This window comes from Bartonella callosciuri, assembly GCF_014203215.1.
GTDB classification, from domain to species: domain Bacteria; phylum Pseudomonadota; class Alphaproteobacteria; order Rhizobiales; family Rhizobiaceae; genus Bartonella; species Bartonella callosciuri.
Genome location: NZ_JACHIM010000002.1, coordinates 28379 through 54453, shown reverse-complemented (window position 1 = coordinate 54453; position 26075 = coordinate 28379). Strand labels below are relative to the sequence as shown.

The 26075-nt window shown below is 38.4% G+C and carries 21 protein-coding genes; 12 read left to right on the top strand and 9 right to left on the bottom strand.

The window, feature by feature from the left end:
- Window positions 1–69 precede the first annotated feature (69 nt).
- From secA to prmC, 4 genes are all read left to right on the top strand, one after another.
- Complete coding sequence (secA, locus tag HNQ69_RS02185) at window positions 70–2787, top strand: preprotein translocase subunit SecA (protein ID WP_183228461.1); 2718 nt, start codon at window positions 70–72, stop codon at window positions 2785–2787.
- A 19-nt stretch (window positions 2788–2806) separates the two neighbouring features.
- Window positions 2807–3223, top strand: coding sequence for a Fur family transcriptional regulator (locus tag HNQ69_RS02180; RefSeq protein ID WP_183228460.1), 417 nt, complete (start codon window positions 2807–2809; stop codon window positions 3221–3223).
- Between the two features lie 193 nt (window positions 3224–3416).
- Window positions 3417–4496, top strand: coding sequence for a peptide chain release factor 1 (gene prfA / locus HNQ69_RS02175; protein WP_183228459.1), 1080 nt, complete (start codon window positions 3417–3419; stop codon window positions 4494–4496).
- Window positions 4493–5359, top strand: a complete 867-nt coding sequence (gene prmC / locus HNQ69_RS02170; RefSeq protein WP_183228458.1) for a peptide chain release factor N(5)-glutamine methyltransferase — start codon at window positions 4493–4495, stop codon at window positions 5357–5359. The genes prfA and prmC overlap by 4 nt, the downstream gene beginning before the upstream one ends.
- Here prmC and nrdF read toward each other — a convergent pair.
- From nrdF to nrdH, 4 genes are read right to left on the bottom strand one after another with little or no spacing between them, the layout of a single operon-like run.
- Window positions 5356–6330 carry a class 1b ribonucleoside-diphosphate reductase subunit beta gene (nrdF, locus tag HNQ69_RS02165; RefSeq protein WP_183228457.1) on the bottom strand — a complete coding sequence of 325 codons (975 nt, stop codon included), beginning with the start codon at window positions 6328–6330 and terminating at the stop codon, window positions 5356–5358. The genes prmC and nrdF overlap by 4 nt on opposite strands.
- Before the next feature lie 11 nt (window positions 6331–6341).
- On the bottom strand, window positions 6342–8447 hold the full coding sequence (gene nrdE, locus HNQ69_RS02160; RefSeq protein ID WP_425486672.1) for a class 1b ribonucleoside-diphosphate reductase subunit alpha: 2106 nt from the start codon (window positions 8445–8447) through the stop codon (window positions 6342–6344).
- A 26-nt stretch (window positions 8448–8473) separates the two neighbouring features.
- Window positions 8474–8872, bottom strand: a complete 399-nt coding sequence (nrdI, locus tag HNQ69_RS02155) for a class Ib ribonucleoside-diphosphate reductase assembly flavoprotein NrdI (RefSeq protein WP_183228455.1) — start codon at window positions 8870–8872, stop codon at window positions 8474–8476.
- 6 nt (window positions 8873–8878) lie between these two features.
- The gene (gene nrdH, locus HNQ69_RS02150) at window positions 8879–9097 is read right to left on the bottom strand and encodes a glutaredoxin-like protein NrdH (protein ID WP_183228454.1); all 219 of its coding nucleotides are present in this window, start codon (window positions 9095–9097) and stop codon (window positions 8879–8881) included.
- 679 nt (window positions 9098–9776) lie between these two features.
- Here nrdH and HNQ69_RS02145 point away from each other — a divergent pair.
- From HNQ69_RS02145 to HNQ69_RS02115, 7 genes are all read left to right on the top strand, one after another.
- Window positions 9777–10529 (top strand): ABC transporter ATP-binding protein, encoded by a 753-nt coding sequence (locus HNQ69_RS02145; RefSeq protein WP_183228453.1) that lies wholly within the window; start codon window positions 9777–9779, stop codon window positions 10527–10529.
- Between the two features lie 3 nt (window positions 10530–10532).
- On the top strand, window positions 10533–11414 hold the full coding sequence (locus tag HNQ69_RS02140; protein WP_183228452.1) for a metal ABC transporter permease: 882 nt from the start codon (window positions 10533–10535) through the stop codon (window positions 11412–11414).
- 1 nt (window position 11415) lies between these two features.
- Complete coding sequence (locus HNQ69_RS02135) at window positions 11416–12342, top strand: metal ABC transporter solute-binding protein, Zn/Mn family (RefSeq protein ID WP_183228451.1); 927 nt, start codon at window positions 11416–11418, stop codon at window positions 12340–12342.
- Window positions 12343–13614: 1272 nt separating this feature from the next.
- The gene (gene ugpB / locus HNQ69_RS02130) at window positions 13615–14940 is read left to right on the top strand and encodes a sn-glycerol-3-phosphate ABC transporter substrate-binding protein UgpB (protein ID WP_183228450.1); all 1326 of its coding nucleotides are present in this window, start codon (window positions 13615–13617) and stop codon (window positions 14938–14940) included.
- A 103-nt stretch (window positions 14941–15043) separates the two neighbouring features.
- Window positions 15044–15928 (top strand): sn-glycerol-3-phosphate ABC transporter permease UgpA, encoded by an 885-nt coding sequence (gene ugpA, locus HNQ69_RS02125; protein ID WP_183228449.1) that lies wholly within the window; start codon window positions 15044–15046, stop codon window positions 15926–15928.
- Between the two features lie 10 nt (window positions 15929–15938).
- Window positions 15939–16790, top strand: coding sequence for a sn-glycerol-3-phosphate ABC transporter permease UgpE (gene ugpE / locus HNQ69_RS02120; RefSeq protein ID WP_183228448.1), 852 nt, complete (start codon window positions 15939–15941; stop codon window positions 16788–16790).
- Window positions 16791–16792: 2 nt separating this feature from the next.
- Window positions 16793–17839, top strand: coding sequence for a sn-glycerol-3-phosphate ABC transporter ATP-binding protein UgpC (locus HNQ69_RS02115; protein WP_183228447.1), 1047 nt, complete (start codon window positions 16793–16795; stop codon window positions 17837–17839).
- A gap of 115 nt (window positions 17840–17954) precedes the next feature.
- On the opposite strand, the gene HNQ69_RS02110 is transcribed toward HNQ69_RS02115, so the two are convergent.
- From HNQ69_RS02110 to HNQ69_RS02100, 3 genes are all read right to left on the bottom strand, one after another.
- Complete coding sequence (locus HNQ69_RS02110) at window positions 17955–18677, bottom strand: glycerophosphodiester phosphodiesterase (protein ID WP_183228446.1); 723 nt, start codon at window positions 18675–18677, stop codon at window positions 17955–17957.
- Window positions 18678–18846: 169 nt separating this feature from the next.
- Window positions 18847–20403 (bottom strand): glutamine-hydrolyzing GMP synthase, encoded by a 1557-nt coding sequence (gene guaA, locus HNQ69_RS02105; RefSeq protein WP_183228445.1) that lies wholly within the window; start codon window positions 20401–20403, stop codon window positions 18847–18849.
- A gap of 131 nt (window positions 20404–20534) precedes the next feature.
- The gene (locus HNQ69_RS02100) at window positions 20535–21821 is read right to left on the bottom strand and encodes an RsmB/NOP family class I SAM-dependent RNA methyltransferase (protein WP_183228444.1); all 1287 of its coding nucleotides are present in this window, start codon (window positions 21819–21821) and stop codon (window positions 20535–20537) included.
- A 524-nt stretch (window positions 21822–22345) separates the two neighbouring features.
- Between HNQ69_RS02100 and HNQ69_RS02095 the strand changes: the two genes are divergently transcribed.
- Window positions 22346–22495 carry a hypothetical protein gene (locus HNQ69_RS02095; protein ID WP_183228443.1) on the top strand — a complete coding sequence of 50 codons (150 nt, stop codon included), beginning with the start codon at window positions 22346–22348 and terminating at the stop codon, window positions 22493–22495.
- A gap of 163 nt (window positions 22496–22658) precedes the next feature.
- Here HNQ69_RS02095 and guaB read toward each other — a convergent pair whose 3' ends face one another.
- A complete protein-coding gene (gene guaB, locus HNQ69_RS02090; protein ID WP_183228442.1) occupies window positions 22659–24158 on the bottom strand; it encodes an IMP dehydrogenase in 1500 nt (499 codons plus the stop codon).
- Between the two features lie 136 nt (window positions 24159–24294).
- Window positions 24295–25866: a phospholipase D family protein gene (locus tag HNQ69_RS02085; protein WP_183228441.1), complete on the bottom strand. Its 1572-nt coding sequence runs from the start codon at window positions 25864–25866 to the stop codon at window positions 24295–24297.
- Window positions 25867–26075 lie beyond the last annotated feature (209 nt).

The following is a 26075-nucleotide window of genomic DNA, read 5'->3' as shown; positions in this document are numbered from 1 at the left end:
GTGCAGAGTATAGAGATAACGTATGAAGTGTCCAAAAATAATGACAACAATTAGTAGAAAGGACCAGAGATGGTCAGTTTAGGTGTCTTTGCACGTAAGTTTTTTGGTTCAGCTCATGAGCGACGTCTCAAGAATCTTCGCCAAAAAGTCATACAAATTAATGCGTTGGAAGAACAGTTCTTGAAATTAAGTGATGCACAGCTCTGCCAAAAAACTGATGAGTTTCGCAAACGTCTTGCTGAGGGTGAAACCCTTGACTTGCTTCTTCCAGAAGCTTTTGCAACTGTCCGTGAAGCAGCAAAACGTGTTTATGATATGCGTCCTTTTGATGTACAACTCATTGGTGGAATGGTTCTTCATGACTGTGGCATCGCTGAAATGCGCACCGGCGAAGGTAAAACATTAATGGCAACTCTGCCAATTTATCTTAATGCATTGGAGGGAAAGGGTGTTCATGTTGTTACAGTAAACGATTATCTTGCCAGTCGTGATGCTGAAACAATGGGAAAAATCTTCAGTTTTCTCGGACTAACAACAGGTGTGATTCTCCATGATCTTGATAATGATGCCCGCCGAGCAGCCTATGCATGTGACATTACCTATGCAACAAATAATGAATTGGGCTTTGATTATCTGCGCGATAATATGACCTTTGATCATAGTCAAATGGTCCAGCGTGGATATCATTATGCAATTGTCGACGAAGTTGATTCAATTCTCATTGATGAAGCACGTACTCCTCTTATTATTTCAGGTCCTCTAGAAGATCGCACTGACTTCTACAACCTTATTGATACATTTATTCCTGCCTTAACTTCAGAAGACTATGAAATAGATGAAAAACAAAAAACAACAACTTTTACCGAAGTCGGCACTGAAAAAATTGAAAAAATGCTTGAACAAGCTGGGCATCTTAAAAGTGAAAGTCTTTACGACATAGAAAATGTCGCTATCGTCCATCATATCAATAACGCCCTAAAAGCCCATAAGTTATTTGTCCGCGACAAGGATTATATTGTTCGCAATAATGAAATTGTTATCATTGACGAATTTACAGGTCGTATGATGCCAGGGCGGCGTTATTCTGAAGGTCTCCATCAAGCATTAGAAGCTAAAGAGCATGTGACTATTCAACCAGAGAATCAGACTCTTGCTTCCATCACTTTCCAAAATTATTTCCGTATGTATAGAAAACTGTCTGGAATGACCGGAACTGCTATAACAGAAGCTGAAGAATTCAGTAATATTTATGGTCTTGATGTTGTTGAAGTACCTACAAACTTACCAATACAGCGTCGTGATGAAGATGATGAAATCTATCGAACAGCAGAAGAAAAATATCGTGCCATTGTGGGTGATATTCGTCAAGCACACGAAAAAGGGCAGCCTATTCTCGTTGGAACAACTTCTATTGAAAAGTCAGAACAATTAGCAGAGCGTTTGCGAAAAGAGGGCATTACTGATTTTAGAGTCTTAAATGCTCGCTATCATGAGCAAGAAGCCTATATTATTGCACAAGCAGGGGTTCCTGGAGCTTTAACCATCGCAACCAACATGGCTGGTCGTGGTACTGATATACAGCTTGGTGGGAATGTCGAGATGCGCATTCGACAAGAATTACAGGATATACCTGATGGAGAAGAGCGAACGGCTAAAATTGAAGAAATAAAAAAAGATGTTAAGACACTTAAAGAAAAAGCCTTAGCTGCTGGTGGTCTTTACGTCATTGCTACGGAACGCCATGAAAGTCGTCGTATTGATAACCAGCTCCGTGGACGTTCTGGTCGCCAAGGTGATCCTGGTCGTTCAAAGTTCTTTCTTTCTCTTCAAGATGACCTCATGCGTATTTTTGGCTCCAACCGTATGGATGGTATGTTGCAAAAGCTTGGATTGAAAGAAAATGAAGCTATTGCCCATCCATGGATTAATAAAGCCCTTGAAAAAGCGCAAAAAAAAGTCGAAGCACGAAACTTTGAAATCCGTAAAAATTTGTTAAAATATGACGATGTCATGAATGATCAACGCAAAGTTATTTTTGAACAGCGTATGGAAGTCATGAATGCAGATGATTTAACAGATACTATCCTTGAAATGCGTAATGAAGTGGTTGAAGATCTCGTAGAAACCTATATCCCAGCTGGAACATATTCTGAAAAATGGGATGTGAAAACTCTACAAGAGGAAATCCACCAACTTTTCAATCTTGAGCTTCCGGTAGAAGAATGGGCAAAAGAAGATGGAATTGCCGAAAAACAAATTTTAGAACGCATATCAGATGCTGTTACAAAACTTGAAAATGAACGTATTGAACGCTACTCTCCAGAAGTTATGGCTTATTTTCACAAAGCCATATTACTTGAAACCATTGACACTTTATGGCGTGAACATCTGGTAAATTTAGATCATCTGCGTTCCGCTGTTGGTTTTCGTGGTTATGCGCAACGAGATCCACTCAACGAGTATAAAACAGAATCATTTGAACTCTTTCAAACTATGCTTAGAAGTTTACGCAGAATCGTTACGTCTAAACTCATGCGTTTCGAAATCATTCAGCAACCTACAGCTTCTCTCATGCCTGGGCAAACAGAGGCTGATAACTCTGTTCCAAATAATCGAGGAGAAGAAAATACTTCCACCCTATGGGCAGGGACACAAGGAAATAAAATTGTTAATCCGAAGAATCGTGACCCAAACGATGTAACTACATGGGGGAAAATTGGACGAAACGAACGTTGTCCTTGTGGTTCAGAGAAAAAATACAAACATTGCCATGGAGCCTTCGTTTGAAAAATAAACAATTAAGAAGATGAATAAAAAACGGAAATATGAGCAGGAATTAAGAACTGCAGGTTTAAGAGTAACACGCCAAAGGCGTATTATTCTCGATATTTTGACTGATACAAATGACCATCCGAACGCGTCTGAAATTTTTCAGCGCGCTCACAAAATAGATTCTAGTATTTCACTCTCGACTGTTTACCGAACCATGAAAACATTAGAAGGAAACGGGACAATTCATCGTCATACATTTAGTGGTGGACCGTCTCGTTTCGAGCAAGCAGACAGGCAACACCATGACCATCTCATTGATATAGAAACAGGGCAAGTTATTGAATTTCATTCTGATATCATTGAAAAGCTGCAAGAGGAAATTGCTAAATCCCTTGGCTATGATATCATTCACCACCGCCTTGAACTTTACGGAAAAAAACGCAATACTTAAGTCAATGATTTCATATGTATAAGCAAAACGCTTCCCATGCAAATCAAAGTTTGTCCATGTTCACTCTAAAAACTATCATTTTTATTGGTAGGAAAGTTTTTCTTTTTTATTACCCTTTTTGTAAGATGCGATAAAGCACTCAATTACCAATATTACAACAAAAACTGTTATAACAAATTAGGCCAATATTATCATGGTTTCTTTACCACAAGATCGTATGAAACAGCTTGAAAAGCGCTTTGAAATAATTGAAAGCCAAATGGCTAAAAATCCAAATGCTGAGACATATGTGAAATTAGCTTCTGAATATGCAGAACTACAGCCAATTGTTCATTCCATACGCGCATTAAATAATCTCTACAGAGAAATCACAGAACTGGAAACTATCATCAGTGATAAAGCAACAGATATAGACATGCGTAATCTTGCCCAAGAAGAGCTACCATTGTTATGCCAAAAAATGGAGCAACTTGAGCAAGAACTTCAAATTCTTCTTTTGCCAAAAGATGTTGCTGATGAAAAAAGCGCCATTGTTGAAATTCGAGCCGGAACTGGTGGATCAGAGGCAGCACTCTTTGCCGGGGATCTTTTTCGCATGTATGAGCGTTATGCTGCTTATCATAACTGGAAAGTTGAAGTCGTTTCGCTTAATGAAGGGGAAGTTGGTGGATATAAAGAAATTATTGCAACCATTTCAGGAAAAGGTGTTTTTTCTAAACTAAAATTTGAATCAGGTGTTCATCGTGTGCAGCGCATCCCTGAAACAGAGACCGGTGGACGCATTCATACGTCTGCTGCTACCGTTGCTGTGCTTCCAGAGGCCGAAGAAATTGATATTGAAATTCGCCCAGAAGATATTCGCATCGACACAATGCGTGCATCTGGAGCAGGAGGACAGCATGTCAATACAACTGATTCAGCTGTTCGTATAACACATATTCCAACCGGCATTATGGTTGTGCAAGCGGAAAAATCACAGCATCAAAACCGAGCACGCGCACTTCAAATTTTACGCGCGCGCTTATTTGATATCGAACGGCAAAAAGCGGAAAGTGAACGTTCAGCTTCCCGTAAAAACCAAGTCGGTTCTGGTGATCGTTCAGAACGTATTCGTACCTATAATTTTCCACAAGGACGTGTCACTGATCACCGTATTAATCTTACGCTCTATAAGCTTGACCGCATCCTAGAAGGAGATCTTGATGAACTTATTCATGCGCTTATATCTGATCATCAAACAGCTCTGCTTATGGAAATGGACAAGAACGGATGAGCACGCATACCCTCAATCACCTCATCCTAAAAACACAAGAAAAGTTGCGTACTCAAGGGATTTCTGAAGCCAATCTTGATGCAAAAATACTTGTTGAATGGATAACGAATACAACTCTATCTGATAGGATTTCCCAACCAGATATGTGCCTATCTTTTGAACAAATTGCACAGTTAGAACACGCTGTACAACGACGTATTGCTGGCGAACCTGTCTACCGTATTATCGGAAAACGGGAATTTTATGGCATATCTTTTGCCTTATCTCAAGAGACATTAGAACCACGTTCCGATACAGAAACGCTCGTAGATCTTGTTTTACCGCTCCTCAAAAAACAGGTTGAAAACTCGAGAAAAACAACACTGCTTGATATGGGAACAGGCAGTGGTGCTATTGCCATTGCTATTCTTAAACAAATTCCCCAATCCTATGCAGTGGCTGTCGATATTTCTGAAGATGCCCTCAAAACAGCCACAAAAAATGCAAAAGACGCTGAAGTTATAAACCGCTTTACACCTCTTCTTAGCGATTGGTTTGATTCTGTCACAGGTAAATTTGATCTCATTATTTCCAATCCACCCTATATTCCAAAAAAAGATATTAAAAACCTTGCCAAGGAAGTGCGTTTGCATGATCCCTTACGGGCATTAATCGGTGGAAAAGATGGTCTTGATTTTTATCGAAAACTTTCTCATGAAGCAGCAAACCATTTAAAATCAAAAGGCTATATCGCTGTCGAAATCGGCTACTCTCAAGAAAAAGACGTCTGTAACTTATTTGAAAAAAATGGCTTCCAGCATTTAGAAATGCGCAAAGACTTGAGTGGTATACCCCGCGCCCTTCTCTTTACATATAAGTATTAAAACTCCCAATCATCATCCGTGGTAGCAACTGCTTTGCCAATAACATAAGAAGAACCAGCCCCTGAAAAGAAGTCATGATTTTCGTCAGAATTCGGTGATAAAGCTGCTAAAATAGCAGGATTAACGTGGCAAACCTCTGCTGGAAAAAGTGCTTCAAATCCCAAATTCATTAAAGCTTTATTCGCATTATAATGAAGAAAAACTTTCACATCTTCCGTCAACCCAAGTGCATCATAAAGATCTTCAGTATATTTACATTCGATGTTATAGAGGTCAAAGAGTAAATTAAAGGCAAAATCTTTAATTTCTTGTTTTTTGGCCTCTTCAAGTTTTGCAAATCCCACTTGAAATTTATAGCCTATATAATAACCATGTACAGCTTCATCACGGATGATAAGCCGAATGAGATCAGCTGTATTTGTTAATTTAGCACGACTCGCCCAATACATAGGTAAATAGAAGCCAGAATAAAATAAAAAGCTTTCTAGTAAAGTCGAAGCAATTTTCTTTTTTAGTGGATCATTTGCTTCATAACGCTCAAGGACTAATCTGGCTTTTTTCTGCAAATGAATATTTTCTTCTGACCACCTAAACGCATCATCAACCTCTACCGTCGAACATAAGGTTGAAAAAATAGAGGAGTAAGAACGTGCATGAACAGCTTCCATGAAGGCAATATTTGTCAATACTGCCTCCTCATGCTCTGTTATTGCATCAGCCAGAAGTGAAATGGCTCCTACGGTATTTTGAATTGTATCCAGGAGCGTTAACCCTGTAAAAACACGAATCGTTAACTTACGTTCTTCCTCCGTCAAACTTGACCATGAAGGAATATCATTAGAAAGCGGAACCTTTTCAGGCAACCAAAAATTTCCAGTTAAGCGATTCCATACTTCAAGATCTTTCTCATCATGCAATCTATTCCAATTGACAGCGCAAACAACAGGATTCTTAGTTGTAATCTTTGTCATATGATTATCTCCTATAGACTGCACGAAACACAGCCATCCACTTCTGTTCCACTCAATGCGACTTGCCGCAACCGTATATAATAAATACTCTTTATCCCTTTTTTCCAAGCATAAATTTGTGCGCGGTTAATATCACGCGTGGTAGCAGTATCAGGAAAAAATAATGTTAACGAAAGACCTTGATCGACATGCTGCGTAGCAGCCGCATAGGTATCAATAATTTTTTCAGGGCCAATCTCATAAGCATCCTGGTAGAAGTCCAAATTCGTATTATCCATATAAGGAGCAGGGTAATAAACGCGCCCAATTTTTCCCTCTTTGCGAATTTCAATTTTTGAAGCAATTGGATGAATAGAAGATGTCGCATGATTAATATAGGAAATAGACCCCGTAGGAGGAACAGCCTGTAAATTGCGATTATAAAGCCCGTATTTAACAACTAAATCCTTGAGTTCCTGCCAATCCTTTTGGTCTGGTATAACGATATTATTACGTGCAAAAAGCTCTTGTACAAGTGCAAATTGTGGCTTCCATTCTTTCTCAATATATTTTGCAAAAAAACGACCATCTGCATAAGCTGACTTCTCAAACCCCAAAAATATTTGGTTGCGTTCACGTGCAATTAAATTGGAGGCACGTATGGCATGATACGTCACAACATAAAAATAGATATTGGTAAAATCAATCGCTTCTGGAGACCCATAATAGATCTTCTCACGCGCTAAAAAACCATGCAAATTCATTTGTCCCAAACCAATCGCATGGCTTTCGGCATTACCCTTTGCAATGGAAGGTACACACGCAATATCGCTCATATCAGAAACAGCAGTAAGAGCACGAACAGCAGCTTCTACCGTCTGCCCAAAATCACGACTTTCCATTGCTTTTGCAATATTCATTGAACCAAGATTACAGGATATATCACTTCCAACAGTACGATAAGTTAAATCTGTCTCTAGCTCACTCGGCTCACTCACCTGCAAAATTTCTGAACATAAATTGCTCATACTTATACGACCAGCTATTGGGTTAGCTCGGTTGGCCGTATCTTCAAATAAAATATAAGGATAACCTGATTCAAATTGAATTTCCGCTAATGTTTGGAAAAAAACACGTGCACTTATTTTCTTTTTACGAATCTTAGCATTATCAACAAAAGATCGATAATGCTCCGTCAAAGAAATATCGCTAAAAGGTTTGCCTGTAACGCGCTCAATATCATAAGCTGAAAACAGATACATATCCTCATTATTACGTGCAAGCTCAAAAGTAATATCGGGAATAACCACACCAAGCGAAAGCGTTTTGATTCTGATCTTTTCATCAGCATTCTCGCGCTTTGTGTCTAAAAACTTCATAATATCTAAATGATGTGCATGTAAATAAACAGCACCAGCTCCTTGCCGCGCACCAAGTTGATTGGCATAAGAGAAGGAATCTTCCAAAAGTTTCATCACAGGTAAGACACCTGAAGATTGATTTTCTATTTGCTTGATCGGTGCCCCTGCTTCTCGTAAATTCGTCAAACAAAGCGCTACACCTCCACCGCGTTTCGAAAGCTGTAAAGCTGAATTGACCGAACGTCCTATTGATTCCATATTGTCTTCAACACGCAACAAAAAACACGATACCAACTCACCGCGTTGTTTCTTTCCCGCATTCAAAAATGTCGGTGTTGCAGGTTGAAACCGACCTGTAATAATTTCATCCACAAAAGTCTCAGCAAGCGCTTTATTCCCTTGAGCTAAATATAAAGCGACAAGGCAGATACGGTCTTCATAACGCTCAAGATAGCGCTTCCCGTCAAAAGTTTTCAGAGTATAACTGGTATAGTACTTAAATGCACCCAAAAAAGTAGGAAAACGAAATTTAAACGCGTAAGCGCGCTTAAAAAGCTTTTTGATAAAAGAAAAATCATAAAGCTCAAATAAAGCTTTTTCATAATAACCTTCCTCTATCAAATAGTCTATTTTTTCCTTAAGATTATGAAAAAAAACCGTATTTTGATTAACATGTTGAAGAAAATACTGCCGTGCAGCAAGACAATCCATATCAAATTGGATATGGCCATTTTCATCATAAAGATTAAGCATTGCATTCAACGCATGATAATCCATAATCTGACCTGATTTCTGTGATTTTTCTACACTGACTGTTTCCAAAATCTTTCCAATCCCTTCTTTACACAAATAACATCTTCATCAGTTCCACGCAGCTCAAAACGATACAGGCAAGGCACAAAACATTTTTCAGCAATGATCTTGCTCGCTAAATTATAATAGCAACCAAAATTACGATTCCCACCACCAATGACACCACGAATTAATTTGCGGTTCTCTGCTTCATTGAGGAAGCGAATAACTGCTTTCGGCACAGCCCCTCTCCCTTCACAATCTGCATAGGTAGGAACGGCTAATACATAAGGCTCATCAACTAACACAGACGGTTTTTTTTTATCAATCTTGAAAAGCCGTTGACCAAGCTGAGAAACAAAATTTTCAGTATTACCCGTCGCACTCGAATAATAAACAATGAGTCCCATTCAACACTAAAGACCGCTAATCATATCCGGCCTAAAACCAGACCAATGATTTTCACCACAGACAACGACAGGAACCTGACGATACCCTAAAGATTGAACAAAACTGTATGCTTGTTCATCGCGAGAAATATCCACAACACGATAATGAATGCCTTTAGCATCAAAGGCGCGACGCGTAGCGTCACATTGGACACACAATGGCTTACTATAAATGGTGATCGGCATTTTTTCAACTTTCATAATTTCAAGAGAATAAACCCTCAAAGAGCGTTAATTCTAATATTTTATAGATACTCAAGAATAACAAAAAACAGCAATTGTACGCAAACACAGATGGCTACACTCTTGTTCAAATAACACGGAACCTTCTCAATACAATAGAAATCCCCATCAAATAATTTCAAAATTATGATGAGAATAAACGATTATTCTATAGCTTAAACGCCCCCCCCAGTTATAAAATAATCTTTTGCTTGCATTACAATTCCCTCCTGTTGTCTAAAAAACTAATGCGCCCAGCATGCGCTTCTCAATGCTTAGTTTTACTCTTTCATGACAAAAACGAAAGGAAATTCTCCCGACAGAGATCTCTCAGCAGAAACACTGCTCCCCTCTTAGTCAATAAACTCTTCGCGATCATATTATGGAAATAATTCAGATGCCAAACGAAACACACCATACCCTCACTTGTGTCTATTTAGAATCACCAGTCATTTTGATACTATATATAGTATACACACTCTCTCTTTCGTCAAGGAAAATTCAATCATTATTTTGAATTTTCCACGATCTTCCCACTGAAATTCTCAGCTCTAAAAACAGATGTAATAATATAACATTTTATTGACAAACGTTATATTATTACATAGTTATCCCAAGACAATAATCAAAGGTGTTATAAATTATGGATCTGCATTTTGACGATGCAACATTAGGCTATGTAAATAGAATAGCAATAAAGGGCTTTTCAGCAAAGTTAAAAGCGAGCTCGTTGATAGCAATAACGGGTGATAATGGTGCTGGAAAATCTACACTGCTGAAAACCATCGCTGGATTAATTAAACCTCTCAAAGGTAAAGTTACAAAACCAAAGAAAAGCCGGATCGCTTATCTTACTCAACGATGTGATGTAGATCAAACATTTCCAATTGATGTACAAGCGCTTATAAAAACAGGACTGTGGTCTTTTTGTGGATTATGGAAAAACCAGCGTCCCTATTACTCTAAAATTCAAAATGCACTTGACAGGGTTGGGCTCACAGCACTTGCTACCCGTCCCCTTGATACACTCTCAAGTGGACAATTACAACGCGCTCTTTTTGCGCGTATTATTGTACAAGATGCCGATATTATCTTGCTCGATGAACCTTTCAATGGTATCGATCATAATACTCAAAAAGACCTTCTTGCGTTAATCACACACTGGCAACAACAAGGACGAACAGTTCTTACAGCCCTTCACGATCCCCTCATTGTGCAAGAATATTTTCCTCACATGATTCACATAAAGGAACAAAGCGCCTTTTATGGAGAAACAACACAGTTTTTCCATGACAATATTCATCACATTAGACCACCTCTCACATCCAGCTCTTTGTGTATCGGTGCACTAAAACAACATTTTTCCCTTCATGATTCTGATTCTATTAGGTTATAATACGTGTATACATTTTTTCTTGCCCCCTTCATTGATTTCCATTTTATGCAAAGCGCGCTTATCGGTTCAATCCTTCTATCCATCAGCGCCTGCCCTGTTGGGGTGTTTTTGATGCTACGTGGAATGAGTTTAACAGGAGACGCTATATCCCACGCCATTCTTCCTGGTGTTGCAGCTGCTTTTCTTTTCTGTGGATTCTCACTTATCTCTATGACACTTGGCGGCATCTTAGCTGGAATCATTGTTGCTTTAGCAACCGTTTTGACTTCACGAAATAGCTTTCAGAAAGAAGATGCATCAATGACAGTCTTTTATTTGATTGCACTTGCGACAGGCGTCATTCTTGTTTCACTTAAAAAGTCCACAATTGATCTGCTTCATCTCTTATTTGGCTCGGTGCTTGCACTTGATACACAAGCTCTTTTTTTGATTGCTACTATCATGCTCATCACAGTGTGTAGTCTCTGCATTTTCTGGCGTGCACTGGTAGTAGAAAGCTTTGATTCCTTCTTTTTTAAATCACTCTCTCCATTGAGCAAATATGTTCATGTATCATTGCTCGGACTTGTTGTGTTGAATCTGGTTGGTGGTTTCCAATCACTGGGGACATTACTTTCTGTTGGCATTATGATGATTCCAGCCATTACAGCCCGTTTTTGGCTTTCGCGTCTTGGCCCTATCTGCATACTTTCCATCCTTTTAGGAATCATTGCGAGCATATGCGGACTACTGCTTTCTTTTCATCTATCACTTCCCTCCGGCCCTGCCATCATCATTGCTGCAGGATCTATTTATGTTTTTTCCTGCTTCACAAGTCCACGCGGCCTTATTGTGGCATGGTTTCCCCATCTCTTCTATAAATCTCTTCCCACCTTAAGGAAATAATATGTCTAAACTTATTCAACAATTTGTTCTTCTTGGAACGCTGTTATTGTTTGCTCTTTTTCCATTTTCTGCTTCTGCATATAATAAGATTAAAGTTATCGCCAGCTTTTCTATTCTTGCAGATTTAGTCAAAAACGTAGGGGGCGACCGTATTTCTATAACCACTTTTGTTGGCCCCAATGCGAGTACCCACACTTATGAACCTACCCCCCGTGATGCCCAAGCCCTTAGAAAGGCTGATATTATTTTCATCAACGGACTTCATCTAGAAGGCTTCATTGACCGCCTCATCGCAGCAAGCGGTACAAAAGCACTTCTTGTTGAAGTCAGTTCCAACATTCCTCCCCTCGAAATTAAAGATCAAGAACATGATACCCAACGACCTCATCACCACGGTGATATTGATCCACATGCTTGGCAAACTATCCCTAACGCTGAAATTTATGTTAAAAATATCGCCACTGCTTTCTGTAAAATCGATCAACAATCCTGTGCAAACTACAGCAAAAATGCCGAATCTTACATTAAAAAGCTTAAAAGAGCCCAAGAAACACTTAAAGCAAAGATTGCCATTCTCCCAAAAGATAAGCGTATTATTATCACATCTCACGATGCTTTTGGCTATTTTGCTCAAGAATATGATTTTACCATACTTGCACCTCAAAGTGCTTCAACAGAAGCTGAAGCAACTGCAGCCGACGTAGCCAAACTTATCAAACAAATTAAAGCCAAGAAAGCGGCCGCTCTATTCGTTGAAAATATTTCTAACCCCCGTCTCATAAACCAGATTTCAAAAGAAACAGGTTTAAAAATCGGTGGAACACTCTATTCTGATGCATTATCAAACAAAAATGGTCCTGCTGCGACTTATCTTGATATGATGGAACATAATGTTAAGACTATTATCGATGCGATAACAAAGCACTAAAATGTAACTGTATAAAGAGAAGATAAAAAAATAATAAAATTACAGTCATTAGAATTTACACTGTTATCAATATTGGTAACAGGGATATTTGATGCTCAGATATTTATGAATCAGAAATTATAACGAATATGTGAGAATATGGATAGCTTTATCGTCTATATCATGCTTAAAAGGCGTAATGATTTTGAAAAATAAAGGCAACAACTCAACATGCAATGGCGATATTAGCAGAAAATAATTTAAATGATATCATCACAAAACGTCTGTTATTTTATTTTTTATCGCGATTTTGAAAATCTATGTGTTACCCATCAAGCAGAGAAAAACTTTCAAAACACCTAACAACACCCCTGCTCCATAACTAAAATGGACTGTTCTATCCTTCTTAGGCGGTTCCGAAATTATGTTACATTGGAAAACTTTTCTTTAGGTGCTCCAAATACATCTGATAATGTGTTAAACAGAAAAACACTTCCGGAAAGCTTAAAAATTTCTCTAAAGGCTTTTTAAAAAGTCTTATAGAAATTATCCAAGACAAATCAAAAAATATCCCTCACAAAAAACACCATTTATTCGTGAATTAACTGTCTCATTTTCCAAATTTTCTAAAGATGCATTTACTGCTCCTGAAAAGAGCTGATTATGTTATCCAAAATTTTTGACGTTTTTTTGCAATTATACGTTTTATTTTAAAATTGTTTTTTGCCCATAAAACTAACAACACCTATGTAATAATTTTTTTATTTTGACGCCAATCGAAACGCCTCATAAATCATAGTTTCTGAACCGTATAGGAACGCTAAAACAAGCGATTTTATAGCCCAAAGACATCATTAGAACCCCAAGAGTCTCTCATTAACTTTAGGGATCAAGGCTTGTTAGAGAGATTCTAAAACACAAATTAAAGGCATGATTTTGGTGAATCCACCAGAGGGTTTAAAAAGTAATATCCGCTCATTAAATCAACTTTTAAAAAGCTACCTTAGCAGATGTTTTAGCAGACGTTGTTATAAGTAGAGTACACAGAGTTTACTTCATACTTTATTTATTGCACCATTCAATTTTTATCAGATGTTTATAGTGATCTCGTTAACACACAATAGCACTCACAAAGGAAAAACTAATAAATCTCAACAAATTCGTTTGACCTTTTGGTGGTTCCTGTTTAAATGAACTAGCATATTTCTGAAACAAAACTGTCATGGCATGTTCATGTGTAATACTATCAATTTTGGAGAAATCTGTATTCCATCACTTCAGAAAAGGTTGAGCATGAGTCGTCTTTATATTTTCATAGCAACATTTACAGTTGCTATCGGCATGACAACAGCGAGTTTTGCACAAACAAAAATTAGCTTTTGGCATTCTATGAGTGGCGAACTAGGAAAACAAACTGAAAGTCTCATTAATGACTTTAATGCCAGCCAATCTAAGTACAAAGTTATTTCTTCATTTCGTGGTGAATATGAAGAGGGCATGGTCTCACTTATTTCAGCATTTCGCGGAAAACAACAACCGGTTCTCGCCCAAATCTATGAAATCGGAACGGGAACCATGATGGCTGCAAAAGGCGCAGTTTATCCCATTTATCAACTTATGGCTGACACAAAACAAGAATTCAACTCTACAAATTATTTTCCTGCCATAAGTGGTTATTACTCCGATGTTCAGGGACGAATGCTTTCTATGCCATTCAACGTTTCAACACCAATCCTTTATTATAATAAAGATATCTTTAAAAAAGCAGGACTTGATCCAGAACAGCCACCAAAAACATGGCAAGAAGTCGAAAATTTTTCCAAAAAAATTCTTGAAACTAAAGCAGCAAGTTGTGGTTTTACAATGGCTTATGCAGCCCAATGGATTGGCATAGAGAATTTTTCAGCATTGCATAATGTTCCTTTTGGGACGAAAGAAAATGGTTTCGGTGGGCTTGATTCAGAACTTACCTTTAATGGGCCATTACAAGTGCGTATGTGGACCGATCTTAAAAAATGGTCTGATAAAGGTATTTTCCGCTATGGTGGCCCTTCCGGTGCATTAGATGCAACACCAATGTTTATGACACAAAATTGTGCAATCTTTATGCAATCTTCAGGATCGCGTGCAGGAATCCTTTCCGAAGCACAATTCAATGTTGGATTTGGTATGTTGCCTTACTATGATGATATAGAAGGTGCACCACAAAATTCAGTTATTGGAGGTGCCTCTATTTGGGCTCTAAAAGGGCATAAACTTGAAGAATATGCAGGTGCAGCTGCTTTCCTTAAATTTCTCTCACAAGCAGAGAATCAAGCTAAGTGGCATCAGATAACAGGTTACCTTCCAACCACAAAAGCTGCTTATGAATTGAGCAAAGAACAACATTATTACGATAAAAATGCCGGAGCGGATATTGCCATAAAACAGATCACTCTTAACCCACCAACTATTCATTCAAAGGGCATAAGATTTGGTAATTTACCGCAAATTCGTTCCATTCTTGATCAAGAACTAGAAGCCGTTCTTAATGGTTCAAAAACACCAAAAGATGCATTAAATGAAGCCGTTGAGCATGGTAATAAACTCCTGCGCGAATTTGAAAAAGCCAATCATTAAGGTCTTGTTATTAGCGTTAAATATTAAAAACTCAACAAAATGGTCGAGTTCTTTCAATTCTTTTTTATCCTTTTTAAGTCTTTGTGTTTAAAGAGCCCTGCCAATGCAAGAAAAACACGCATATTTTAAAAATAGTCTACTTTCTTACTGGTTTCTTTTCCCTCAGCTCATGGTGACTTTTTTGTTTTTCTTGTGGCCTGCTGCCCAAGCGATAAAGTCATCTTTTGAACGTGAGGATCCTTTTGGCTTTACAACAACCTTTATCGGTTTTGAAAATTATGTGACTGTTCTCTCTGATCCTGCTTATTTAAAATCACTTTTTACAACCGCAGTATTTTCCGTTTCAGTTACTGTCACTTCAATGACGATATCGCTTCTTTTGGCTGTTTGTGTTGATCGTGTCATCCGCTCAAAAAAGGTCTATACAACACTTTTACTCTGGCCTTATGCTGTTGCACCAGTATTAGCAGGGATATTATGGTTATTTATCTTTCATCCAACCATAGGGATTGTCCCTATTCTTTTGGAAAAAATAGGTATTATATGGAATTATCGTATTAATGGCACTCAAGCAATGATCCTTATTGTTATTGCAGCCAGCTGGAAACAGATCTCCTATAATTTTCTTTTTTTTCTTGCTGGTCTCCAATCTATTCCACGTTCCCAAATAGAGGCAGCAGCAATTGATGGTGCTAGCCCTTTTAAACGATTTTGGACCGTAGTTTTTCCGCAAATTTCACCAACGACCTTTTTTCTTCTTATCATTAATATTCATTATGTTATGTTTGATACATTTGGTATTATTGATACCATAACCTCTGGAGGTCCTGCACGTGCAACAAGCACTCTCGTCTACAAAGTGTATGACGATGGTTTTAAAAATCAAATAATCGGTGCATCAGCAGCACAATCAACAATATTGATGTTGATGGTTATTGCCTTAACGTTTATTCAGTTCCGCTGGATTGAACGTCGTGTACAATACTAGGAAGCGAGTTATGGTTGAAAATCGCCCTGTTTTAAAGTTTCTAACCCATTTTACTCTCATTATTGGTATTATCATTATTTGCTTTCCGGTTTACGTTGCTATTATTGCATCAACCCATAGTTCAGCAGCATTTAGTTCAGGAACACTTCCACTTTTGCCGGGGAAATATGCTCTAGAAAACTATAAAACAATCTTTGGTGATGGTCTTGTACAGATGGGTTTACCGAATCTTTGGCCACTTTTAATGAATTCGCTTATTATGGCACTTGGCATTAGTATTGGAAAAATTATCATTTCACTCTTTTCTGCTTATGCAATTGTCTATATGCGCTTTCCCTTTCGAAAGACTGCTTTTGTCCTTATCTTTATTACATTGATGCTCCCTGTTGAAGTTCGAATTATTCCAACATATACAATCGCTGCACAGTTAGGCATGATAAACACCTATGGTGGAATGATTATTCCGCTCATTGCATCTGCAACGGCTACATTTTTATTTCGTCAGTTTTTTTTAACTGTTCCTGATGAACTCTTAGAAGCTGCTCGTGTTGATGGTGCAGGACCATTTAAATTTTTTAAAGATATTCTTCTCCCTCTCAGCAAAAGCAATATCGCCGCTTTATTTATTATTATGTTCATTTATGGATGGATACAATATCTTTGGCCTCTTATAGTTACAACTGATCAAAACCATCAAACTATTCTTATTATTCTAAAACAGCTTATCGTAGAATCGCTTCAACATGATCCTCAATGGAATATACTCATGGCAGTATCGGTCGCTGCCATGGTGCCGCCTGTTCTTGTCGTCATCTGCATGCAGCGGCTCTTTATCAAAGGTCTTATTGAAACGGAGAAATGACTGTGGCCATAATCCAGTTATCAAATATAAAAAAACAGTATGCCAACGGCATTTTAGTCATTGATGATTTAAATTTAACGGTTGCAGACAGGGAGCTTCTGGTCCTTGTTGGTCCTTCAGGATGTGGAAAATCAACGCTATTACGTATCATTGCAGGACTTGAACAAATCACATCTGGTGAACTCTGTATTGATAACGAGCGTATCAATGAACGTGAACCAGCTGATCGTGACATTGCTATGGTCTTTCAAAATTACGCACTTTATCCCCATATGACAGTCCGTGGAAATTTAGAATATGGTCTTAAAAATCGTAAAACACCTAAAGATGAAATAAATAGGCGTATCACACACGCCGCAAAACTTTTGCAAATAGAGCAATTTCTCGATCGTAAACCACGACAATTATCAGGAGGGCAACGCCAACGTGTTGCAATGGGGCGTGTGATTGTTCGTCAACCACGTGTTTTTCTCTTTGATGAACCTCTCTCAAATCTTGATGCAAAATTGCGGGCACAAATGTGTATTGAGATTAAAACACTTCAACGTTCATTGGGTACAACCAGTCTTTATGTTACCCATGATCAACTAGAAGCAATGACATTGGCTGATAGAATAGTTGTCATGAATAAAGGAGCTATCGAGCAAATTGGAACACCAATGGAAATTTATGATTATCCAGCAACAACATTTGTTGCTGATTTTATTGGTTCTCCTCCTATGAATTTTCTTGATCGCCCAATCCTAGAAAAACATTTAACTCATTCATTATCTTATAGTGAAGAAACTGATCTTTTGGCATTCAGACCAGAAGTTATCTTGTTGGGGGAATATCCAGATCAAGGACCTGTCTTCGAAACACAGATTGAGCTTATTAAGCCTGTTGGAACAGGATGCCATGTTTTAACGCGTTGGAATGACAATATTTTTACTATTGAAATAAAAGAGCGTCTTACACATGACTATGGAAAAAAACTAAACTTCACTGTCGCCTATCAAAACTTTCATACTTTTAATAAAACTACAGGAAAACGCACAAGTCATAAGTAAATAAAGTGAAAACTTTGACCTTATAAGTGGATTCAGTAAATACTTTCTACGTTTTCCTATTAAGTTCAGCTTTGTTAAACAGTATCATTTTTCTTATATGACAGACGTATGCTTTTTATCTTTGTGTGCGCAATTGTAAAGCGAGGTCAGGCTGGTCTGTCGTAATATAATGGACAGGCATATCAAGCCAATGTGACAATCGGGCTCTCCCATTGATTGTCCAGACCCCTACAGTAAAACCAGCATCAACAGCAGATTCAATAAAATCGCGTGAGACAATGAAGCCATACAAACTCAGATCAGAATATCCCAATTGTTTCCACTCAGAAAAATGACGGTGCATATCACCTTCAAAGCTATCAATACATGGGCCAGATGTTATTCCTGCTTCAATGAAAGGACGAAGGCTTGCAGGATCAAAACTGATTGCAGAAACCCGTTCTGCTAAATTTCGACTTTTTATTAACGCAAGCGCTTTTTGAGATAAAATCGTTTCACGTTCAACTTCACCACATGTTTTTATTTCAAGATGCAATGCAACATTGGTTGGTGCTAAAAGATCAAGCACTTCTTCTAGCAAAGGGGGAGCTTCGCTACTTCCTTTTATGCAGAGTTGTTTGCGTGTTTCATTATCAATATCATGAATATATCCTGTTTTCCCAACCAATTGTTCTAGACAAAAATCGTGAAATACGACCACTTCACCACTCTTAAGTAGATGAACGTCACATTCAATTTCATCAATTCCCAATGCAATGGCATGTCGAAATGCCGAAAGTGTATTTTCAGGATAAAGATGGGCTCCACCACGGTGTGCAACAATTTTTTTCTCAGACATACAAAACTTCACACTTCTCAATTTTGAACGATATTGATCAACACGCGACCAGTTAATGACTTTTTAAAATCACACAATTTTTTTTAAAAACTGCCTTCTTCTGTTTACTTGCTAGAATAACAAATTTTGAACAACACTCTGTTCTTAAAAGGTTTCTACTCCGTTTCAATCATTCCCACTCAATGGTACCGGGAGGCTTTGAAGTTATATCATACACAACCCGATTAATACCCTTTACCTCATTAATAATACGAGCTGCTGTTTTGCTTAAAAACTCCATATCATAGTGATAAAAGTCAGCCGTCATCCCATCTACAGATATTACCGCACGAAGAGCACAAACAAATTCATAAGTGCGTCCATCACCCATCACACCAACAGTCTTAACAGGTAGAAGAACAGCAAAAGCCTGCCAAATTTCATCATAAAGGCCGGCTTTACGAATTTCATCAAGATAAATGGCATCCGCTTCACGTAAAATCTCTAATTTTTCACGTGTAACTGCACCTGGACACCGAATTGCCAGACCGGGACCTGGAAAAGGATGACGGCCAATAAATTGCTCCGGCAATCCTAATTCTCGCCCTAGCGAGCGAACCTCATCCTTAAACAACTCACGTAATGGCTCTACAAGCTTCATGTTCATCCGTTCCGGCAATCCCCCTACATTATGATGACTTTTAATTGTTACTGACTCACCAATCGCTGATACACTCTCAATCACATCTGGATAAAGCGTGCCCTGTGCTAAAAATTCCGCACCTCCTATTTTTTTGGTTTCTTCTTCAAAAACTTCAATAAAAAGGCGGCCTATCGTTTTGCGTTTTCTCTCTGGGTCTGTCTCACCTTCTAGAGCATTGAAAAACATATCGGCGGCATTCACGTGAATAAGCTCTATATTATAATGATCGCGAAAGAGTGTAAGAACTTCTTCAGCCTCGTTCTTGCGCATCAACCCATGATCTACCAAAATACATGTCAATTGGTCTCCTATTGCTTCATGGAGAAGCACAGCCACAACTGATGAATCTACACCACCTGAAAGACCACAGATGACACGACTTTTTCCAACTTTTTGTCGTATTGTAGCAATTGCTTTCTCACGATAAGAAGCCATTGACCAATTGCTTTTAAGACCAGAGATTTTATGAACAAAATTTTGCAACAACTTTTCACCATCGGGTGTATGAACAACTTCAGGATGAAACTGCACTGCATAAAAGCGCCGTTTTTCATCAGCAATAGCAGCATAGGGAGCGCCTTTTGAGGTCCCTATAACATGAAAGCCTTCTGGTAAAGCCGTCACACGATCACCGTGACTCATCCATACTTGATAACAAGATCCTTTTTCCCAAACACCATCAAAAAGTGCATCATTTTCTTGTACCTCCAAAAAAACGCGCCCAAACTCACGCTCATGTCCAGATTCAACTTTTCCTCCAAGCTGAACACACATAACTTGTTCACCATAACAAATCCCAAAAACTGGAACACCAATTTCAAAAATTTCCATCGGAACACGCGGCGAACCATCGTCAAGAACTGAATAAGGGCTTCCTGATAAAATAACAGCTTTAGGTCTTACTCGTTTGATGCTTTCTAAAGCAAACTGAAAAGGAACAATTTCACAATAGACACCCATTGCCCGCACCCGCCGTGCGATAAGTTGTGTCACTTGTGAACCAAAATCGATAATAAGAACAGTGTCTAGATGTGTTACGCTCATAGAAAACCAATCAATAATTGTAAAAAAGAACTAATGGGATTTATTATTCAATCTTTCTCTTTTCACAAGCCTATTAGCTTTAAAAAAGGTTTTTCTCGTAAAATTTAAGATAAAAAATGCCAAAATATGTATCAATGTTTTTTTTGCAACACAGATAAAAAGAAACCATCTGTTTTTGTTGTCGCAGGTGATAAGGTGAGTCCATAATTTGAAAAGTTCGGTTGAATAAATGAAAAACTAAAATGCTGCTGCCAAAGTGCACGCATATTTATTGGATAAAAATTGGAATGTTGTTGCAGAAAACGGAAAATTTGTTCTTCATTTTCATCCACAAAAAGAGAACATGTAATATAGACTAAACGCCCATTTGGCTTAAGATAATCTATAGCCTCATTCAAAATAACCTTCTGTTGTATTTGGCGTTGTCTGACCTGTTCTAACGTCAAACGCCATTTTGTATCTGGTCGACGTCGCCATGTCCCTGTACCACTACATGGTGCGTCTAGTAAAACTATATCCATCCGGCCTACTAATGACTTTAATTCTTCTATATGCCCACGTGGCTGTACATTCCGAACACCAGCGCGTCGCAAACGATCAAAAATAGGGGCTAAACGGGCTTTGTCTGAATCATAAGCATAAATTTGTCCCTGATTCTTCATATTAGCAGCTAAAGCTAATGTTTTACCGCCAGCTCCAGCACAATAATCTAATACCTGCATACTTGCTTTTGCTTCAGCAAGATAAGCAACAATTTGAGATCCCAAATCCTGTATTTCAAAGTGCCCTTTTTGAAAAGCTGGTTCAACTTGAACATTGGGATGACGTTCAAATTTTTTGATCGGCGCAATTCTTAAGGCTTGCGAAAACCATGACAACGATTGCACTTTGGTTTTTGCTAATTCTTTAAGCACTTTTTCTGGCGTTGCCTTCAGGCTATTCACACGTAAATCTAAAGAAGGACGTGTTGCTAACGCAGCAGCTTCAATAACCCAATTGTCAGCAAATGAAGGAAAAAGATGCGCTTGACACCATTGGGGAATATCACCACGAATATAGTCTGGCGCATCAATTAATTGCTGTTTTTGCCATGATTGACGCTGCCGAGCCCCTAATAACTGCGGTGCAAATCGATCTTCTGCTAATTCACTATCAATTTGTTCAATCGTCATTTTTCCAGTATCTAATAAGGTACCAAAAACGATATCCCTAATATCATCACTCTCCATACGCCATTGCAAAGAATAACGCCGTCTCAAAACATCATAAACGATTGTACCAATCGCTGCGCGATCACCTGCACCAGCAAAGCGATGAGAAACTCCCCAATCTTTTAAAGCTTCACCTGTTGGGCGATATCGAATTTCTATCTCTTTTAGAATATCTATTGCTGCCTGCAAACGCCCGCCTAATCGCATCTATTTCTCCCATTGAATTTCAACAAAAGTCCAAACCCTTTAAGAAAAGAATAACATCATCTCTCTTATTGCCAGTGACAATCTTATTAAGACTATCTCAAATTTTCATTGCGTTCCGTATAATTCTAATCACGCTTTTTAGTACACTAGGATTTTTCCTTTCATATGCTATCTGTTTAGATTCTTCTCAAGTCAAAATACATATATACTCTAACTTGAACCGCAAAGCCGAATGGTCCCTTAAAATCCCTCTGCCAACATGTGTACGCAAAATTTATCAAACCCTTATTTCCTTCGTAAATTAAATTTTCATAGCTCTCTATAAACAGCACATCATATAAAATATCGACTATCTTTAAAATATTATCTTTCTGAAAATGTGGAAAAACACTTCTACTAATACCGACACACGCATCTTATTCCCGACAAAATATTAACTTTTTAGAAAACGCTTGGAACCACTATTTGGCATGACCGTTTTTACTGTACTGGCTTTAAGCCAGATAATTTAAAAGGAGAAAATAATGAACACTTACAATAATGGAAAAACAACTTCATCTAAAAGCCGTCACAATACAATAACCTCAAACAATGGAAAGAAGTCCATCCAAAGTGATCAGGCTAACACTCGCCAACGTGCGTCAAAGACGGAGCGGAAAACAACAAAAAGTTAATTCCCTTCATTTCATATAACCTACGGAAGGAATTGGAATATCAGCCTCCAATTCTTTTCCTTTTAGGATTATGGTAAAAAATTACAAAGAGAAAAAAGACAATCTCAATACATCTTTTCAAAATATTTTTATACCATATAAGGCAGTCTTAAGATCTTATCCATCAAACAGGACCACGATAATTTGGACTCTCCCGTGTGATAACAACATCATGTGTATGGCTTTCATGAAGTCCGGCATTAGTAATACGAACAAATGTCGCTTTTTCACGAAACTCTGCTAGATTTTTTGCTCCAACATACCCCATCGAAGCACGCAACCCACCAGCAAGCTGGTGTAGAACCGATGCTATAGGACCTTTATAAGCCACTTGTCCCTCAACGCCTTCAGGAACCAACTTAAGCTCATCACGAACTTCATCCTGAAAATAGCGATCTGCCGATCCCCTCGCCATAGCACCAACTGATCCCATACCGCGATAGGCTTTAAAAGATCGCCCTTTATAGAGATAAACTTCACCAGGACTTTCATCTGTGCCCGCTAAAAGAGAACCAATCATAGCAGCACAAGCCCCACCTGCTAAAGCTTTAGCAAAATCACCCGAAGCTTTTATCCCGCCATCAGCAATGACAGGAATACCCATTTTTTCAGCAACTTCTGCAGCACTCATAATGGCTGCCAGTTGAGGTACACCAACACCTGCAACAATTCGTGTTGTGCAAATAGAACCAGGACCAATACCAACCTTTACAGCATCTGCACCACTATCAATTAACGCCTGCGTTGCTTGAGAAGTCGCTACATTACCAGCAATAACAGCTGGAGAACACGTCATTTTTTTAATCCGCTCAACGGTTTCTAGCACACGTTGAGAATGTCCATGCGCTGTATCAATTACCAACACATCAACACCTGCGTCAATTAATCGTTCAGCTCGTTCAATCCCATCATTTCCCACACTACTGGCTGCTGCAACACGCAAGCGACCTTGAGAATCTTTGGCAGCATTTGGATTTAATTGTGCTTTTTCAATATCCTTAACTGTTATCAAGCCAACACAGAGATTTTGTTCATCCACGACCAATAATTTTTCAATACGGTGATGATGTAAAAGATACTTCGCTTCACTGAGTTGGACATTTTCACGCACTGTGATCAAATTTTCATATGTCATTAATTCATGAATTTTTTGTTTTGGATCCGATGCAAAACGGACATCCCTATTTGTCAAAATGCCAACAAGCCGGCCAGCAGTCTCACCTTTTGCACCATTTTCAACAACAGGAATACCGGAAATACTATGAGAACGCATTAAAGCTTTTGCTTCTTCAAGTGTTGCATCTGGCCCAATTTTTACTGGATTGACAACCATACCAGATTCAAATTTTTTCACCTGACGAACTTCTTCAGCTTGCTCTGTAGGAGACATATTACGATGGATAACACCAAGACCACCAGCCTGAGCCATCGCGATAGCTAAGCGTGATTCTGTTACAGTATCCATTGCAGCAGAAAGCAATGGCAAATTTAGCCTAATATCAGCTGCAATACGCGTTCTAAGATCTACTTGGCTAGGCATAACAAGAGAATGACCAGGCTGTAAAAGCACATCATCAAAAGTTAGTGCCAATGCACCTGTCCCCGTTTCAACAATCTTTGCCATAGCCAAATTCCTTTTATAAAAAAACACCGCAAGGTGTTTTAAAATACAACTGCAGTTCTCATACGTTGTGGATTGGCAAAAAATTATGCCATGATACAAACAAAATGAAAAGAAAAATAATTATTATTTATAAAATCTACAATTGCGATTCAATGGGTAACCAACTTATTATTTTGGCAAATGCACGGCGCCAAAAATGACTTTCTGGCTCATGATCAACACTATGCTGTTTTTCGTTTTCAATAAAGTCCCAATAAATACGATTGTTATCATCAAGGCGGAGACGATAACTCATCTCACCTGTCGTTTCTTCAGAAAAAAGCAAATCTAACCTAGCAGTAATTGGTGCACATTCAAAAAGAATGCCCATTTCTGTATTTAGAGCAGCTGACCTGGGATCAAAGTTTAAAGATCCAATAAAAGCAGTTTTACGATCAACTAAAAAAGCTTTAGCATGTAAACTTGCTTTACTTGATCGAAACAATCGCAACCCGTGCATGTTTCTATCCGGTTTTAACTCATAAAGCTTAACTCCACTTTTTAATAACGCTTTACGGTACGGCACATAACCACCATGAACAAGCGCTACATCGGTCGCTGCTAAGGAATTCGTAAGAATTTTGACATCAACACCCTTTGAAACCAAGTTGCTAAAATTCCGCGTACCTGCCTTACCAGGAACAAAGTAAGGTGATGTAATTTGAACAGTTTTTTGGGCATCCCCAATAACCTGTGAAAGTGCCTTCATGAGCCAATTTCCAGCTTTTTTGCGCAACGCTTTTTCCGGAGGATCAGAAAGAACAACAACTTTATCTGCTAAAAATAATCTCTTTCCTGTCTGGATAAAACAATCAAAATTAATATGATCTTTGACATAATCTAAATAAACTTTTGCAACCTTGGAATCACGAAACTTTCGCAGCTTCTCCTTCCAATAGCTAAGATCACTTGCATTTTTAGGAACAACCAAAGTATGAATCGGTAAAACGACAGCACTATTCCAAAAGTCATCAAAAACGGTTTCCACTTTTTTAACCGAGGGACCGATTAACATCAAATCTAAATCTCGAAAATGTGATTTTTTACCAGCATCAAAATAAGAATCTGCAAGATTACGTCCTCCTACAAAAGCCACCCGGCCATCCACAATAAAAGCTTTATTATGCATTCTGCGCGTTACAGTAATTGCCCGCAACATAATCTCTAAACCACGGCGTAAACCACCCTTACGTGATCGTCCTGGATTAAACATTCTCACCTCAATATGAGGATGTTTATCCAACGCAATATAAGCTGGATCACGTGCTTGAGCATTAATATCATCTAAAAGCAGTCGTACCCGAACACCACGATCAGCTGCCTCCACTATTTCACTTAATAATAAGCGCCCTGTTAAATCATCATCCCAAATATAATACATTAGATCAAGACTACGCCCCGCCTGTGCTGCTCCTATGGCACGGACACAAAACGCATCCAAATTGCTAATGATGAGTGAAAGAGCATCTTTATCAACCCCTAATCCATCCGTTTCTTCTGCTAATCGACTTACTATCCGATCAAACTTGGTTTCATCTTTCTTAACAGTCAACGCATAAGAACACGTCCCCCTAGCACTTTTCACAAAACGTCCATATGTGTAAATCGCCAACATAGACGCAACAAAAAAAAATAAGATAAAAGCGATAATAATTTGTAACAAAGTCAAAGTGGGTCAACTTTCCATTTTTTAAACCACCGCACCACAATCAACACGAACTACAACATAAAAAATTAATAATCTTATCTTAAGAGTGTAACAAGCAGAATGCCATCTTTTACTTAAAAGAATATAAACTCAACCTCACCGATCCCAGAATTTTAGCTTTCGTGCTAAAAAGCGCAAAAGCTCTCTCATCTTAGTAGCAAAAGCACCTT